The organism is Rhodococcus sp. IEGM 1366, from assembly GCF_033142425.1.
GTDB lineage: Bacteria > Actinomycetota > Actinomycetes > Mycobacteriales > Mycobacteriaceae > Rhodococcus_F > Rhodococcus_F globerula.
Window position 1 is genome coordinate 354239 of the sequence record NZ_JAWLRZ010000004.1, and the last position, 16242, is coordinate 370480.

Below are 16242 nucleotides of genomic sequence, written 5' to 3' on the forward strand. Positions count from 1 at the left end.
TCCCCCCACCACCCACCCCCACCACACCCCACCCCCCCACCCCCTCGCCCCCCACACCCACCCAAAAAAAAACACAAACAAACCCCCCCCCCCGGCGCGGGCCGCCCCGCGCCCCCCCCCCCCCCCCCCCGCCTCTTGCGTTGTTTTCAGTACTCTTTTCTAATTGGCGACTTTCGGGAGCGGGCTGTCGAGATGATCAGCCGCGATCAGTCGGTCGCCCACGAGCGAGAGAGCCCAGGTGCTGCCCTTGCGGTTGCGCGCTGAGGGCAGTGTTACACCCGCTGATTCGCTCCACCAGGCCATCAGATCCGGAATGACGCCTCCTTGGCTGCAGATGACCGGTGTGCCGCCTGCAGAGGCAATCTCGAGTACCCGCGCACGGGCAGCTTCTGGATCTTCCGCGTATCCTTCTTCGCTCAGAAGTGGTTCGATCCCGATCTCCACTCCGAGAGCCTCGGCGAGCGGCATCACAGTTTCGATGCAGCGAGTTCGGTCGGCGGAATAGACGGTGTCCGCGCCGAAAATGCGTAACTGCGACGCCAAGGCCGCGGCCTGTTCCTTGCCTTTGGCTTCGAGGGGGCGAAGTGTGTCGTCGCCCTTGTACCGCTTGCGACTTCCCGCTTTTGCGTGACGGACCAGCAGCACGGTTCGGGTATCGGGTGGTGCGGAGACAAAGCGGCGCAGGATCATCCGATCCATCGGATACGAGAGATGGTCAGGGACTTCGTCGATCGGAAGCCAGTGCAGAACGTCCACTTCGCTGTTCGGACCAAAATCTCCGTCGACGGCTTCTGCGGCCCAATACTCGACGCGCTTGAGTTTGCGGTGGCCAGGAACCGGATAGGTGACACCACCGAGGTGACGTCCGAAGCGGCCGGTGATCGACGTTTCTTCCTGCACTTCACGAACAGCGGCCGTCAGGAATGTTTCACCCGGGTCGAGTTTGCCTTTGGGAAAAGACCAGTCGTCGTATTTAGGGCGATGAACAACGGCGATTTCGACGGCCTCCGGATTATCGGGAGCCTTTCGCCATAACACTGCGCCGGCGGCAAAGATATTCGCTTTGACAGGTTTGTCAGCCATGGCAGCGACCGTCAGGATCCGCTGGATGTGCGACTGCGCATCAACGCATGTTGATGCTCGCGTACATCTTCGCCGTGTTCGGGGGAGGCGACCCAACTTCCGTCGGGATGGAGTACCCAGCAACGGGTGCGTGGGTCGAGCGCGGAATCGAAGATGTCGCCCAACTGCTTCGCCAACTTGGGATCCGTAACCTGAACCATCACCTCCACTCGGCGATCGAGGTTGCGGTGCATCATGTCTGCGCTGCCGATCCAGAATTCGTCGGCGGCCCGGAAATGGAACATGCGTGAGTGCTCGAGGAATCGTCCGAGAATGGAACGTACTTCGATGTTGTCGCTCAGTCCCGGTACTCCGGGCTTGAGCGCGCAGATTCCGCGAACCACGATCTCCACGGGCACGCCGGCCTTGGATGCCCGGTACAGCGCGTCGATAACCTGTTCGTCGACAAGTGCATTCGCCTTCATGCGGATGGCAGCGTCACGCCCGGCCAGCTTGTGCTCGATCTCGGCTTCGATACGTTCGACGATTCCGCGGCGCACACCGTACGGCGCGACCAGAAGGTTGCGGTAGTTGGTCTTGCGGGAGTAGCCGGTCAGCGAATTGAAGAGGTCCGTGAGGTCGGCGCCGACCTCCGGTGCGGCTGTGAACAATCCGACGTCCTCGTACAACCTCGCAGTCTTGGGGTTGTAGTTGCCGGTACCGATGTGGCAGTACCTCCGGATGGTCGAGCCTTCACGCCGAACCACGAGGCATGTCTTGCAATGAGTCTTGAGTCCGACCAGGCCGTAGACGACGTGCACGCCGGCCTGTTCGAGTTTGCGAGCCCACTTGATGTTGGCCTGCTCGTCGAAGCGAGCCTTGATCTCGACGAGAGCGACAACTTGCTTGCCGGCTTCAGCGGCGTCGATGAGCGCGTTGACGATCGGTGAATCACCGGACGTTCGGTAGAGGGTTTGCTTGATCGCGAGAACCTGCGGGTCGGCGGCCGCCTGTTCGATGAATCGCTGAACACTGGTGGAGAACGAGTCGTACGGATGATGGACGAGTACGTCGCCGTCGCGCAGAGTGGAGAACACACTCTTGGGTGTTTCGCGTTCACCGAACGCCGGGTGCGTCGCCGGAACGAAAGGTGCGTCCTTGAGGGCCGGGCGGTCGACGGCGTAAACCTGCCAGAGGCAGGACAAGTCGAGCAGACCGGAAACCTCGATGACGTCGGCGGGGTCGACGTCGAGTTCACGAAGCAACAAGTCGAGCATGTGTTCGGTCATGTCGTCGGCAACTTCGAGACGGACCGGTGATCCGAAACGGCGACGGGCAAGTTCGCGCTCCAGCGCCTGCAGGAGGTCCTCGTCGCGATCCTCCTCGACCTCGAAGTCGGCGTTGCGTGTGATTCGGAAGGCGTGGTGCTCCACGATTTCCATTCCGGGGAACAGAACATCGAGGTGCGCCGAGATCAGCTCTTCCAACGGGATGAAGGAGTCGATCGACGAGGTGGTGCTCTTGACGCGAACGAAGCGGCCGACGTTGTCGGGAACCTTCACTCGGGCGAAGTGCTCGCCGCCGGTCAGGGAATCCTTCACCGTCACTGCGAGGTTGAGACTCAGCCCGCTGATGTACGGGAAGGGGTGAGCGTGGTCGACGGCGAGTGGAGTCAGAACGGGGAACACCTGTTCGGTGAAATGCACCGAGAGGCGTTCGTGATCGTCGTCGCTGAGGTCGGACCAGCGAACGATCGAGATTCCTTCTGCCGCTAGGGCAGGGCGAACGGAATCGAGAAAGACGTGTGCGTGCTTGTCGGCAAGTTCCTGTGTCCGCTGCGCGATGAGAGCCAACTGTTCGCGCGGCGAGAGTCCGTCGGCAGAGCGGACGGACAGACCGGTTTCGTCGCGGCGCTTGAGACCGGCAACACGAACCATGAAGAACTCGTCGAGGTTGGACGCGAAGATAGCGAGGAACTTTGCGCGTTCGAGGAGGGGGAGTGACTCGTCGGCTGCCAACGCGAGAACGCGGGCGTTGAAGTCGAGCCAACTGAGTTCACGGTTGAGGTAGCGGTCTTCGGGTAAGCCACCGAGAAGGACTGCGGGAATTGCCTTCGTGGCTGCCGGCGGCGCACTCGGTATGTGCGTCGGCGATCCACTGACCGGTGGTCGCGCCGAAGGCTGCGGTGTCGAAGGCTGCTGCCCGTCACCGGTTTTTGCGGTGTTGGTGTCGCCAAGTTCTGGCGGTGTGGTCTCTACGTTGTTTGCGGACTTGCGGTGCTCGAGTGCTTCGCCGTTGCTCACCTGTCGATCATCCCCCACAATTGCGCGCTTCGACAATTGATGATCGAAAAAGGTCAATGCGTTTTGGACGTGGCGCGATGGAAGCGTGTCAACGACGCGAGTGTTGCCGGTCCGACGCCGAGTGCGCGGGCGGTGTCGAGATCTGTTGCGGTGTCGACGTCGGTGCGAAGGCCCGGCCACTCTCCGGTGAGACGCCTGGCGCCGGAATCCGTGTGGCCACGCGCGGATTCGGGGCCGAATCGTGGATCGAGCGGCAGATCGGGATCACACGAGAACAGGGCCGCGGTCCCGGTTCCGTGGTGATCGACGACGATGGAACGGCCACCGGCGCGGGCGGCGTCGAGGGCTTCGAGCAGTTCGTCTGGTTGGAGCGACGGAAGATCCGCTTGGATGACAACAAGATCCACAGTGCCATGTTCGGTGCGGATGTGCGTGGCCGCTGCGTCGAGGGCAGAGTTGAGTGAATTCTCGGTGGACCTACTCGAATCTGGATCGGCGTACACGTTTACTCCCGCGGCGTACGCGAGTGCGGCGACTGTCGGATCCGGAGTCACGACGGTGACGCCGTCGATGGCAGGTACACCCGTAACCGTGGTGAGAGTGTCGTGAAGCATCGCGAGAACAAGATCGGCACGGGCGTCGACGTCGAGTTCGCCGGCCAGCCTGGACTTCGCGGATCGGAGGTCCTTCACCGCGACAATGGCATGCATCGGGCGCGGACGTTCCGATCTGGTTGCGCTCGGCCTCGCACTGGTCATCCTTCGATCTTGCCAGTCGGTCGCCGACATGTCTGTCTCTGCCTGCCTCGCCGGGGCGTCTGGCGACTCGAGTTCGGTCCGGGCGATAGTCTGTGCAGGCGATTTCATTGCCGGGTCGCAACACAACCGGCGTCTTGGCGAACGTCACGAGGGGTAGACGAGGTGACTGTGTGAGTAAGGCAGCAGTATTGGGTGCAGGCTCATGGGGAACGGCGCTGGCGAAGGTCATGGCCGAGGCCGGCACCGAGGTGACGATGTGGGCTCGCCGGAAGGAAGTCGCCGACAGGATCAACGCGACGCACGAGAACAGGGACTACCTACCCGGTATCGCGCTGCCCGAGTCGCTTCGTGCGACGGATCGTCACGAGGAAGCGATGGAGGGAGCAGACTTCGTCGTTCTGGCGGTCCCGTCGCAGTCGCTGCGGGGGAACCTCGAGCAGTGGAAGGATTCGATAGGTCCGAATGCCACCCTGTTGAGTCTGGCCAAGGGCATCGAAACCGGCACCTTGATGCGGATGAGCCAGGTGATCGTGTCGGTTACCGGCGTCGAACCCGGCCGTGTCGCCGTGCTGTCCGGACCCAATCTCGCGCGTGAGATCGCGAGCCGTCAACCGGCGGCGACGGTCATCGCCTGCACCGATTCTTCCCGTGCCTTGGCGCTTCAAGATGCTTGTGCCACAGGATATTTCAGGCCGTACACTAATTCCGACGTGATCGGCTGTGAAATCGGTGGCGCGTGCAAGAACGTGATCGCGTTGGCATGCGGCATGGCGGCAGGCAGCGGTTTCGGGGACAACACTGTTGCCAGCATCATCACGCGTGGGTTGGCCGAGACGATCCGGCTGGGCGTCGCGCTCGGTGGCCAGGCATCCACGTTTTCGGGGTTGGCCGGCGTCGGCGATCTCGTTGCAACGTGCACGTCGGAGCTGTCACGAAACCGGACGTTCGGTGAGCACCTCGGCCGCGGCGGCTCCATGGAATCGGCGCAGCAGGCCACCAACGGTCAGGTAGCCGAGGGCGTGAAATCGTGCACGTCCGTGCGCGCACTCGCTGCCGGATACGACGTCGAAATGCCGTTGACCGATGCCGTCCACCGCGTCTGCCACGAGGGGATAGCGGTCAGCGAGGCGATCGGTCAACTGCTCGGCCGGCGGACCAAGCCGGAATGACGTCAGCAGACGGCTACGGCGATTCCACCCGGTGCGTGAGCAGCGTCGGGAGTGCGCACAGCCCTGGTCAGCCCATGCAGTTGGGTCCGGTATTTGCTGCGCCGTACCAGCTTTCGGAGGACGAGGGGAGCGAGAGCGACACGTACGCCCGGGCATCGAATCCGGGGTGGCGTGGCCTCGAGGCGGCGCTCGGCATCCTTGAAGGCGCAGATCACGTCGTTGTCACGGGGTCAGGAATGTCGGCCGTCACGGTGACGTTGCGCAGCCTACTTCAGGCCGGCGATACCGTCGTCGTTCCGTCGGACGGCTATTACCAGGTGCGTCGTTACGCGGAGGAAGCCCTGGCTCTACTGGGCATCGGCGTTCGCGAGGTGTCGACGACGGGCATGGGTGATGCGAGTTTCGCGGAGTTGTTGTCTGGGTTGCCGGGCCGCGTTGTCGTTGTCGCCGAGACACCGTCCAATCCGATGCTCGACGTTGTCGATCTTCGGGCGTTGGCCGTGGTGTGCCACCGCGTCGGAGCAATCCTTGTGGTGGACAACACGACCCCGACTCCGCTCGGTCAACGTCCCCTGGAACTGGGAGCGGACGTCGTGGTGGCCAGCGGAACAAAAGCGCTGAGCGGGCACAGCGATCTGTTGATGGGTTACATCGCCACGTCCGACGCGGACATAGCCGCAAAGGTCGAGCGCGAGCGTCTGCTGTCCGGGACGGTGCTCGGTCCATTCGAAACATGGCTGGCGCATCGCAGTCTCGGAACGGCCGGCCTGCGATTCGGCCGACACTGTGACAATGCTCAGGCGCTCGCCGACATGTTGTCCGGCCATCCGGCTGTCATGTCCGTCCGTTACCCGGGGCTGCACACCGATCCGTCGTACGTCGTTGCGTCGGAGCAGATGCACAGGTTCGGCGGTCTGGTGAGCATCGAATTGGAATCCGCGGCGGCTTTCCATTCCTTTGTCTCGGCAAGTGAACTTGTCACTTCTGCGACCAGTTTCGGTGGCATCCACACCACAGCTGATCGGCGAGCTCGGTGGGGAGATCAGGTCAGCGAAGGGTTTGTCCGGATCTCGTGCGGCATCGAGGACACCGAAGATTTGTTGACGGATATACAGCGCGCCCTCGGTGGACTGACGTCCGGTCGGTAAATTATCCACTGGCCCGAGCGCGTGCCGAAGTCGATTCGACGGTACGGTTTGACGCGTGAATAACAGCCGCACCCGGGTAGCCGTGATCTTCGGTGGCCGGAGCAATGAACATTCCGTGTCGTGCGTATCCGCCGGGAGCGTCCTCGCGCACCTCGATCCGGAACGCTACGACGTCGTGCCGATCGGCATCACCGCCGACGGGGCCTGGGTTCTCGGTTCCACCGATCCGGAATCGCTGGCCATCAACGGTCGCGAGTTGCCCACAGTCGACAAGGACGGGACGGCGCTGACACTGACTGCTGATCCGACGCGTTCCGGTGCGCTGCTGGCGCTCGACGGAACCGACGTGGGTTCTGTCCTGGCAACTGTCGACGTCGTATTTCCCGTCCTGCACGGTGCTTACGGCGAGGACGGCACCATCCAGGGTCTCCTGGAAATGGCCGGAATTCCCTACGTCGGTCCCGGTGTGCTGGCTAGCGCCGCCGGTATGGACAAGGAATTCACCAAGAAACTGCTTGCCGCCGAGGGGTTGCCGGTCGGTACGCAGGTGGTCCTGCGCCCGGGAACGGCGACACTGACCGACGAGCAGAAGGAGCAGTTGGGTCTACCGGTTTTCGTGAAGCCGGCTCGCGGTGGATCGTCGATCGGCATCACGCGAGTCACCGGGTGGGACGGCCTCGAGGGCGCGATCGCTCATGCTCGCCTGCACGATCCGAAGGTGATCATCGAGGGCGCGATCATCGGGCGGGAAGTCGAATGCGGTGTGCTCGAATTCCCCAGTGGTGACGTCAAGGCGAGTGTGGTCGCAGAGATCCGGATGCCCGCCGACGACGGTGACTCGGACGCGTTCTACGACTTCGACACCAAGTATCTCGACGACGTCTGCGAATTCGACGTCCCCGCGCAAGTGGACGCGGCTGTCAGCGATCAGATTCGCGAGTTGGCCGTGCGCGCGTTCACCGCACTCGATTGCCAGGGGCTCTCACGCGTGGACTTCTTTGTCACCGAGGACGGGCCGGTGATCAACGAGATCAACACGATGCCAGGATTCACGTCCATCTCGATGTATCCGAAGATGTGGAAAGCAACCGGAATCGATTACGGCACTTTGCTTTCGACGTTGGTCGACACTGCGCTCGCCCGCGGGACCGGATTGCGCTGACGGACGTGTTGCGCTGACGGACAGGGGCCGGGATTACCGGCCCCTCGTGTCACATCAGGGAACCGGGATCGGCGCCGGGTCGAGTGGCTGCTGCGGGATTGTCGCAGAGATAGTGTCCGAGATTTCCTGAATCGGAGTGGGGCCGGTGCCGTCGGGAACGGTGATCCCGATGTACTCGCCGCGGTCGACGGCAAACCAGGTGCTGGCCGCCAGGCCGATGTCGGTACCCGAGATCTGGAACCACTGGACGCCGTTGACTACCTGAAGTGCCGCGGCCTGATCGAATTCGGCGGGGCGGTCGAGTCCGCAGCGCAGGACGATCGGTTCGCTCTCGCTGCGCTGCCACGCAGCGGCACCGGCGGGTGCGGGTTCGACAAGTTCGGCCTTGGTGAAGTCGCCGATGTCCTCGGGGAGAGCATCAAGCAGCGAAACGCACGTCTCGGACTCCGCGTTGGGTGCCGGAACCGGGCCGAGTGCCACCGGTTCGACCGTCGGGTTCTTTCCGGCGACCACGGCGGCGATCACCAACCCGACGATCAGGGCCACTGGCAGTGCGATGGCGGTGGCAATCAATGCCGGGCTACGACGCTCGACCTCGTCGAGGTCGTTATCGCCCTGGTCGTTCGTCTCGGGGGACGTGTTCTCAGACATGCTCAGTTCTTCGTTCGGTTCCGGGTTCGGTTGTTGCTGGGGAGCTCGCGTGCGCATCGGTAGAATTGCCACTGCTTTGACGGTACCGCAGGACGCTTTCGGTCCGATCTGCGCTGAGAAAAAAGGGAGTGCTCATCTCGTCATCAGGATCGACCTCGAACGAACAGGCATCTTCATCGCCCCGCACGGTTGCGCAGGTGGGGGAGTTCGACGTGATTGCCCGCTCCCTTGTCGGTCGAATTCAACCGCTGACGACGGAGTTGGGTCCCGGTGACGACGCGGCGATCGTCACCGCACCCGACGGACGGGTTGTCATTTCCTCGGACATGCTGGTCGAGGGAAGGCATTTTCGGCTGGACTGGTCGCCACCGCGCGACGTGGGACGTAAAGCGGTGGCACAGAATGCTGCCGACATCGTGTCGATGGGTGCGCGGCCAAGCGCCTTCACCGTGTCATTGGGCTGCCCACCGTCGACTCCGATCGACGTCATGGACGAAATCTCCGCCGGAATCTGGGATGCCGCAACGGATCTGGGTGCGGGCATTGTCGGCGGGGATCTGGTGCAGTCGCAGGACATTGTTGTCTCGGTGACGGTACTCGGAGATTTGGGTGGACGGCGGGCAGTCACGCGGGCCGGCGCCCAGGTGGGTGACCGTGTTGCCGTCGCCGGATTGTTCGGTTGTTCGGCAGCAGGTTTGGCGCTGCTGCTCGCCGGCGATCGATCGTTCCCGGATCTTCTCGCGCTCCATCGTGTACCGGTCCCGCCGTACGAGTCCGCATGGGCAGCGGCCGATGCTGCTCACTCCATGACCGACATCTCGGACGGGGTTGTCGCTGATCTTCGCCACCTCGCGTCTGCGTCAGGAGTCCAGGTCCGCATCGATTCGGGTGCCGTGCCGACGTCAGCCGACGTACCGAAAGTCGCAGCCGCTCTGAAACTCGATCCGCTGGAATGGATTCTCTCCGGTGGTGAAGATCACGGATTTGCCGCGACCTTTGCAGCCGGTGAAGAGTTGCCGTCGGGGTGGACCGCAATCGGGGAGATCGTTGCCGGCGCCGGAGTTGTTGTGGACGGAGAACTGCGTGAATCCGGCGGCGGCTGGCACAGCTTTTCGGCCACGGGCACCACCGCGGTATAGGTTCTCCTCATGGCTGTTTATGCACTAGGAGACAAGGTTCCGGATATACATCCGGACGCGTACGTACACCCGGACGCGGTGGTGATCGGCAATGTGAGCCTCGCTGCGGGAACGTCGATCTGGCCGCAGGCCGTACTGCGTGGTGACTACGGGACCATCTCGGTGGGTGTTGGATCGAACATTCAGGACGGCACCGTGATTCATTGCACGGTTACCGAACCCACGATTATCGGTGCGGGATGTGTTGTGGGTCATAACGCGCATATAGAGGGTTCCACGATCGAAGAAGGGTGCTTGATCGCATCCGGGTCGATCGTGCTCAACGGTTCGGTGATCAGGGCTGGGTCGATAGTCGGAGCCGGCGCCGTGATCGCGCGCGGATTCGTAGTGCCACCGCGCAGCATGGCTTTGGGGGTGCCCGCCAAGATTCGCGAAGGCTACGAAGTTCCGCTCGGTCATCTCGAAGCGAATGTCGCGAACTACTCTGCCAACGCTGCACATTATCGCGGCGCCCTACGCAGGCTCGACTGATTGACACTCACATCGAATCCGGCTGGGCCACAGCGCTGGAACCGGTTTCGGAGCAGATCGCTCTGATGCAGCAGTTTCTCGACAACGAGATCGCAGCAGGCCGCGAGTTTCTGCCTGCGCGCGAGAATGTGCTGCGCGCATTCACGAATCCGTTCGAGGACGTCAAAGTGCTTATCGTCGGACAGGATCCGTATCCGACCCCCGGTCATGCGGTGGGTCTGAGCTTTTCGGTTGCCCCTGATGTTCGACCCGTTCCCCGCAGTCTGGTCAACATCTACAAGGAATATCACCAAGATCTCGGTTTGCCGATTCCCGATGACGGTGACCTGACACCGTGGTCGAATCAAGGTGTGTTGCTGCTCAATCGGGTACTGACCGTAGCGCCAGGGGCAGCGGCGTCACATCGGAAAAAGGGTTGGGAACCTGTGACCGAACAGGCAATTCGCGCTCTGGTGGCTCGATCTGCCCCGATGGTTGCCATTCTGTGGGGTCGCGACGCCGCGACGCTGACCCCGCTACTAGGGGATACCCCCATCATCGAATCTGCGCACCCGTCACCACTTTCGGCGTCGCGTGGGTTCTTCGGTTCACGTCCGTTCAGCCGGGCAAACCAACTTCTGACGGACATGGGGGCCACGCCGGTCGACTGGGATCTGGGATCAACCGTGAGCGTGACCGAACCACTCTGGTGAGAGCGATTCGGTCACGCGAGCCGAATCAAGCCTGCTTGGCAGCTACAAAATCGGGGCGACGCTTCTCGACAAACGCGTCGACGCCCTCCCGGCCGATGGGACTGTTGGCGGCAGTCTTGATGGACGCTGCTTCGGCGTCGAGTTGTTCGGAGAGCGTGTTGGTTCGTGACGAGCGCAACAGTGCCTTGATGCCGGCGTACGACGAACTCGGTCCGTGTGCAAGCGTGCGGGCGAGCCGGGCTGCCTCTTCCTGAACCTCGTCGTCACCGACGAGGCGGGTGAGGATGCCGAGACGAACGGCTTCGTCGCCGCCGATAATGGAATCGCTCAGGAGGATTTCGCGAGCCCGTCCGGCGCCGACGATACGGGGGAGTGACCAGGACATCCCGCCGTCCGGCGTGAATCCGATGGAAGGGTATGCAGGGCGAAGTTTGGTGCTGGTGCCGCCGATGGCGATGTCGGCAAGGCAGACCAGGCTCATGCCGGCGCCCGCTGCCCAACCGTGAATTCCCGCGACCACGGGAACCGATGCCGCATCCAGAGCACGCACGAAGGTGTGGAGGTTCTGGGCAACTCCTTCGACGTACTCGCCGCGATCCGGCGCTGACGCGAAGGCCCGGACGTTACCGCCCGCACAGAAGTTGGGGCCTTCACCGACCAGGAGAATGCTGCCGATGTCGTTTCCGAACGATTCCAGGGCCACTGCACCCTGGATCATCCCTTCGTCGTCGAGGGAGGTGCCGTTGGCGGCGGTGGAAATGGTGATGCGGAGTACGCCTTCTTCGAGCGTTACTTTGCTGAGGTCATCGATGGAAGTCACCTCACGCACATTACGGGTCAGGTGTCCGGGTCGTCACAGGAGGGACCCCGGCACAGGCACAACAAAAGGCACGACAAAAACAGCTCTGCCCCCGACACCGAAGTGTCGGGGGCAGAGCTTGCAATTGTTGTGCTCGGGCAATCAGCCCCGAGCGACCTTGCCTGCCTTCAGGCAGGAGGTGCACACGTTGACCTTACGGGTGTTACCCGGGGCAACCTCGGTACGAACAGACTGAATGTTCGGGTTCCAGCGACGATTGGTACGCCGGTGCGAGTGCGAGACCGACTTACCGAAGCCGGGCCCCTTGGCGCATACGTCGCAGACGGCAGCCATAGTCGCGAACTCCTTGTTAGAAATGAATATTGAAGTGGTCACCCTACACAGTAGGACGGCCAGAATGACAATTCGAATATACGCTGTGGATCTTGCGATACCGAATCGGTCTCCGACCGCTTACGGTGCAGTCGAGCGTGACAACACAGAACACTGTTGTAGACGATGCACCGGAGTGCACTGTTTGCAGCAATATTTGGTGTAGCCCGTTCGAGGCAACCGTGTAACAGTAACTGTTGACCGGTGGATTGACCAAACCGGCCTGCAAACCGGTGATTACGGAGTGTGCCCGACTACCCTCGACAGCATTCGTTTCCGTCCCCGAGGAGGGGACGTTTCCGCAGAGGGGAATTGCCAGTGGGGGACGCGCACCACCAGAGAACGGACGGGACGGCCGACGGTCTCCTGCTGCGCCGGTGGGCGCGACGCTCGGTCGATTGCCTCGAGGAGCGGCGTGGAGAGATCAACAGCCTCAACGTCTTTCCCATCCCTGATTCCGACACCGGCACAAATCTGCTGTTCACGATGCGTGCCGCGCTCGATTCGGCCGAAGCGCTCGGCGGCGACGTCACCAGCGCTACCCGCACCGCCAATGCGCTGGCGCGGGGCGCCGTGGCAGGAGCCCGCGGCAATTCCGGCGTCATCCTGTCCCAGGTGATTCGTGGGATTGCTGAGACGGTGCGCGGTGAGCGGATCAACGGACTCGATCTTGCGGAAGCGCTGCAGACGGGTACCGAGCTTGCGTCGCGCGCGGTGACGGACTTGGTCGAGGGCACCATCGTGACCGTTCTCCGAGCGTCCGGTGAAGCGGCGGCGCAGTGCGTCGGCGTGGACCTCCAGTCTGTTGCGCTCGCCGCGGCAGATGCGGCCGCGAGGGCCCTGGTCAAGACACCGCAGCAACTCGACGTGCTGGCCTCGGCAGGCGTCGTGGATGCGGGCGGACTGGGCTTGCTGGTGATTTTGGACGCTCTGGTCGAGTCGGTGTCCGGGCACTCACCGGATCGGGTGGAACTGGGTGCCGGACGAAGCCGCGGTCTCATTGCAGAGGTCAGCAGACGCGACCATGACTGGGACCGGAAATCGGGTCCGCTCGAATGTGGCGACGATTCGGCGCAGGACTTCGAGGTGATGTACCTCGTCGACGAGTCGGATGAGGATCTGATGGCGGCGCTCCGCACCCGGTTGGCGGTGCTCGGAGACTCGATAGTGATCGTCAGTGACGGATTCGGTGGCTGGTCGGTTCACGTGCATTGCTGTGATGCGGGCGCCGCAGTCGAGGCCGGCCTCGAAGCCGGCCGCGTGCACGGGATTCGGATCAGCAGTTTCCTCGTCGACCAACGTGATCAGTTGGTCGCCCGTCAGGAGATGCAGTTTCAGGGCCACGACGCGCGTGGTGTACTCGCCGTTGTGGCCGGGGACGGCGCCGCGGCACTGTTCGAGAGTGAAGGTGCCTCGGTACTGCGGTGCGACGAAGCGCCGGTGACCCGCGCACAGTTGCTCGGCCATATCCGCACCATGGATCGCACCGAGGTGCTGGTGCTGCCGAACGGCGCGCTGAGCGCTCAGGAATTGGTTGCGGTCAGTGCCGCGGCCCGAGACCCCCTGCATCAGGTGCTGCTGCTCTCGACATCCTCGATGGTTCAGGGGTTGGCAGCACTCGCGGTCCACGACGGAAGTCGCAACGTCGCCGACGACGGGTTCACCATGTCCGAGTCGGCCGCGGCAACTCGGTGGGGGTCTCTGCGGATCGCGGTGGAAAGGTCGCTGACGTTTGTCGGAACCTGCGACCCGGGCGACGCCATCGGATTGATGGGCCACGAGGTGGTGGTCATCGGACCGGACGTCGAGGCGTCGGCAGCGCGGTTGATCGATCTTGCGCTGGGATCTGGTGGCGAATTGGTCACACTTCTCATGGGCGCCGACGCCGCCGACGGCTTGGCCGAGCGGATGGAAGCACATGTCATCAGCACCTACCCAGGCGTCGACGTGCTGATCTATCAGGGCGGTCAGCCGGGGGATCTGTTTCAGCTGGGCGTGGAGTGATCGGTCTCCGGGGTGATCGTGTCGGGAGCTTTTGTGTCGGCGGCTACTGATATACGAATAGCTGTGCTTTTCGATCTGCTGCTTTTCGATCTGCGAGGAAACTGACATGGCAACGCTCGCCGACAACTTGGATCGGCTTCTGGGAAAGAAGACCGCGGACGCGTTGGCCGAGGCCTTCGAGATACGCACGGTCGAGGATCTCCTGCGCCACTATCCTCACCGGTACGCGTCGGCCGGTAAGGAACTTGCCGACAAAGAGCCCCCGGAGGGCGAGCACATCACGATCATTGCGCGGGTGGCGTCCGCGAGCGTGGTGAATATGAAGTCCCGGACGGGGCAGATGCTCAAGGTCTCGCTCACGACGGACACACAGACCGTCGACGTCACCTTCTTCAACCCGTACAAGGTGAAGCACGCCATCAAGCCCGGCGTACGGGCGATGTTCTCGGGCACAGTCAAGTACTTCCGGAACAAGTGGAGTTTGACGCACCCCAGTTATCTGATCCTTCCGGAACCCCGTGCCGGGGAAGAAGATTCGGTGGTTCCCTTGAAAGCCGTCAAAGGGGCCGGCGATCTCGCGGGGCTGGCCCGTGCCAGTTCGGGGCCGGGCGCCGAACTCGACTACTCGATTTTCGAGCGTGAGTTCATCCCGCTGTATCCGGCGACGCGCGAGGTGGAGAGCTGGACGATCATGCGGTGCGTCCGACAAGTTCTCGACCAGCTTGATCCGGTTCCCGAACCACTTCCGGCCGAGACTCTCGCCGAACATCATTTTGTCGGGCTGGACGAGGCACTGAGGACGGTGCACCTGCCCGATACCAAGGACGACATCGAACGTTCCCGCGAGCGATTGCGGTTCGACGAGGCGCTGTCTCTGCAGTTGGTTCTGGCGATGCGACGTCACGACAATTCCGAGCGGGTGGCACCGGCGTGCGTGCCTGTCGCAGGCGGTATCGCCGAGCAGTTCGAGGAGATGTTGCCGTTCACACTGACGGAAGGGCAGCAAGCCGTCGCCGCGGAAATCGCGGCCGATCTCTCTCAGACTCACCCCATGAGCCGGCTCCTTCAAGGTGAGGTGGGCTCGGGTAAGACCATCGTGGCGCTTCGGGCGATGCTGCAAGCGGTTGACGCGGGATATCAATGTGCACTGCTCGCGCCTACCGAGGTGCTGGCCAATCAGCATGCCCGCTCCCTGCGCGCGATGATGGGGCCGCTCGCAACCGGGGGAGAGCTGGGCTCGGCCGAGCACTCCACTCGTATCGCCTTGCTCACCGGTTCACTTCCGGTTGCCGCAAAACGTGCCGCGCTTCTCGACGCGGTGACCGGTGATGCGGGAATTGTCATCGGTACCCACGCGCTCATCCAGGACAGTGTCGAGTTCTTCAACCTCGGCATGGTTGTGGTCGACGAGCAGCACAGGTTCGGGGTGGAGCAACGAGATCACCTCCGCTCGCGTGCTCGCGACGGCCTGAGCCCCCACCTGCTGGTCATGACTGCTACTCCCATTCCGCGCACCATTGCCATGACGGTGCTCGGCGATCTGGAAGTGTCCACCCTGCGCGAATTGCCTCGTGGGCGTAGCCCGATCAAGAGCAGCGTTGTGCCGGCAAAGCAGAAGCCCGCCTGGGTGGATCGGGCGTGGGCACGAATTCGCGAGGACGTCGCAGACGGGCGTCAGGCCTACGTCGTGTGCTCCCGGATCGGTGACGGCGAGCCTGCTGCTGGCGAGGACCAGTTCACCGAGGAGAAGCAACCCGAAACGAAGTCGGCAGTCGACGTCTTCGAGGAGTTGTCGAGCGGTCCGCTTTCCGAGCTGCGCGTCGGCCTCCTGCACGGTCGCCTGCCGTCAGATGAGAAAGACGTGGTCATGAGCGCGTTCAACGTCGGCGACATCGATGTGCTCGTCTGCACCACCGTCGTGGAGGTCGGTGTGGACGTGCCGAACGCGACGGTCATGGTGATCGTCGACGCGGAGCGGTTCGGCGTCAGTCAGCTCCATCAGCTGCGTGGCCGTGTCGGCAGAGGAAAGCACCAAGGGCTGTGCATTCTGGTGACGGGCAGCAACCCAGGTGGACCGGCGTACGAGCGGCTCTCTGCCGTTGCCGCCACCAATGACGGTTTCGAACTGGCACAACTCGATCTCGCGACACGACGTGAGGGAGACATCCTCGGAGCGGCCCAATCCGGCACCACGTCCAATCTGCGGCTGCTCTCGCTCATCGCGCACGGCGACATTCTCGAATCCGCGCGAGACTTCGCGACCGGAGTTGTCGAACGCGACCCGACGCTCGCCCAGCACCCCGCACTTGCGTCGATGGTGAGCGCCGCCCTGGACTCCGATCGGATCGAATACCTCGAGAAATCGTGAGAAGTATGACGGCAAACTGAATACGAATAGCGGCAGGACCATCGGGTTTGTTTCTCGATTCAG

Annotated in this window: 14 protein-coding genes; 8 read left to right on the forward strand and 6 right to left on the reverse strand. The window is 62.8% G+C overall.

Annotated features, from left to right (window positions below; all coding sequences use genetic code 11):
• Positions 1-159 precede the first annotated feature (159 nt).
• The 3 genes from R4P64_RS14405 to cofC all read right to left on the reverse strand — a co-directional run bounded on the left by R4P64_RS14405 (position 160) and on the right by cofC (position 4123).
• Positions 160-1083 carry a bifunctional NUDIX hydrolase/histidine phosphatase family protein gene (locus R4P64_RS14405; protein WP_317821348.1) on the reverse strand — a complete coding sequence of 308 codons (924 nt, stop codon included), beginning with the start codon at positions 1081-1083 and terminating at the stop codon, positions 160-162.
• Positions 1084-1094: 11 nt separating this feature from the next.
• The gene (locus R4P64_RS14410; RefSeq protein ID WP_230590374.1) at positions 1095-3203 is read right to left on the reverse strand and encodes an RNA degradosome polyphosphate kinase; all 2109 of its coding nucleotides are present in this window, start codon (positions 3201-3203) and stop codon (positions 1095-1097) included.
• A gap of 215 nt (positions 3204-3418) precedes the next feature.
• Positions 3419-4123, reverse strand: a complete 705-nt coding sequence (gene cofC, locus R4P64_RS14415; RefSeq protein ID WP_317540631.1) for a 2-phospho-L-lactate guanylyltransferase — start codon at positions 4121-4123, stop codon at positions 3419-3421.
• A 170-nt stretch (positions 4124-4293) separates the two neighbouring features.
• On the opposite strand from cofC, the gene R4P64_RS14420 reads away from it, so the two are divergent.
• From R4P64_RS14420 to R4P64_RS14430, 3 genes are read left to right on the forward strand one after another with little or no spacing between them, the layout of a single operon-like run.
• The gene (locus tag R4P64_RS14420) at positions 4294-5292 is read left to right on the forward strand and encodes an NAD(P)H-dependent glycerol-3-phosphate dehydrogenase (RefSeq protein WP_219111532.1); all 999 of its coding nucleotides are present in this window, start codon (positions 4294-4296) and stop codon (positions 5290-5292) included.
• Positions 5289-6440: a cystathionine gamma-lyase gene (locus tag R4P64_RS14425; RefSeq protein WP_219111533.1), complete on the forward strand. Its 1152-nt coding sequence runs from the start codon at positions 5289-5291 to the stop codon at positions 6438-6440. Before R4P64_RS14420 ends, R4P64_RS14425 begins: the two co-directional genes overlap by 4 nt.
• 55 nt (positions 6441-6495) lie before the next feature.
• Positions 6496-7602: a D-alanine--D-alanine ligase family protein gene (locus R4P64_RS14430; protein ID WP_317821349.1), complete on the forward strand. Its 1107-nt coding sequence runs from the start codon at positions 6496-6498 to the stop codon at positions 7600-7602.
• 54 nt (positions 7603-7656) lie between these two features.
• Here the strand turns inward: R4P64_RS14430 and R4P64_RS14435 are convergent, their stop codons facing one another.
• Positions 7657-8253, reverse strand: coding sequence for a DUF3515 domain-containing protein (locus R4P64_RS14435; RefSeq protein ID WP_317821350.1), 597 nt, complete (start codon positions 8251-8253; stop codon positions 7657-7659).
• Positions 8254-8465: 212 nt separating this feature from the next.
• On the opposite strand from R4P64_RS14435, the gene R4P64_RS14440 reads away from it, so the two are divergent.
• The 3 genes from R4P64_RS14440 to R4P64_RS14450 are packed head-to-tail and all read left to right on the forward strand — an operon-like array spanning position 8466 to position 10615.
• The gene (locus R4P64_RS14440; RefSeq protein ID WP_411742671.1) at positions 8466-9392 is read left to right on the forward strand and encodes a thiamine-phosphate kinase; all 927 of its coding nucleotides are present in this window, start codon (positions 8466-8468) and stop codon (positions 9390-9392) included.
• Between the two features lie 9 nt (positions 9393-9401).
• Positions 9402-9923 (forward strand): gamma carbonic anhydrase family protein, encoded by a 522-nt coding sequence (locus R4P64_RS14445; RefSeq protein ID WP_287163067.1) that lies wholly within the window; start codon positions 9402-9404, stop codon positions 9921-9923.
• Positions 9920-10615, forward strand: a complete 696-nt coding sequence (locus R4P64_RS14450) for a uracil-DNA glycosylase (protein WP_411742676.1) — start codon at positions 9920-9922, stop codon at positions 10613-10615. Before R4P64_RS14445 ends, R4P64_RS14450 begins: the two co-directional genes overlap by 4 nt.
• Before the next feature lie 25 nt (positions 10616-10640).
• Here the strand turns inward: R4P64_RS14450 and R4P64_RS14455 are convergent, their stop codons facing one another.
• Both R4P64_RS14455 and rpmB read right to left on the reverse strand, forming a co-directional pair.
• Complete coding sequence (locus R4P64_RS14455) at positions 10641-11435, reverse strand: enoyl-CoA hydratase-related protein (protein ID WP_033236609.1); 795 nt, start codon at positions 11433-11435, stop codon at positions 10641-10643.
• 141 nt (positions 11436-11576) lie between these two features.
• Positions 11577-11768: a 50S ribosomal protein L28 gene (rpmB, locus tag R4P64_RS14460; RefSeq protein ID WP_003942669.1), complete on the reverse strand. Its 192-nt coding sequence runs from the start codon at positions 11766-11768 to the stop codon at positions 11577-11579.
• Between the two features lie 357 nt (positions 11769-12125).
• On the opposite strand from rpmB, the gene R4P64_RS14465 reads away from it, so the two are divergent.
• Positions 12126-13811: a DAK2 domain-containing protein gene (locus tag R4P64_RS14465; protein WP_317821353.1), complete on the forward strand. Its 1686-nt coding sequence runs from the start codon at positions 12126-12128 to the stop codon at positions 13809-13811.
• A gap of 106 nt (positions 13812-13917) precedes the next feature.
• Positions 13918-16179 (forward strand): ATP-dependent DNA helicase RecG, encoded by a 2262-nt coding sequence (recG, locus tag R4P64_RS14470; RefSeq protein ID WP_033236569.1) that lies wholly within the window; start codon positions 13918-13920, stop codon positions 16177-16179.
• Positions 16180-16242 lie beyond the last annotated feature (63 nt).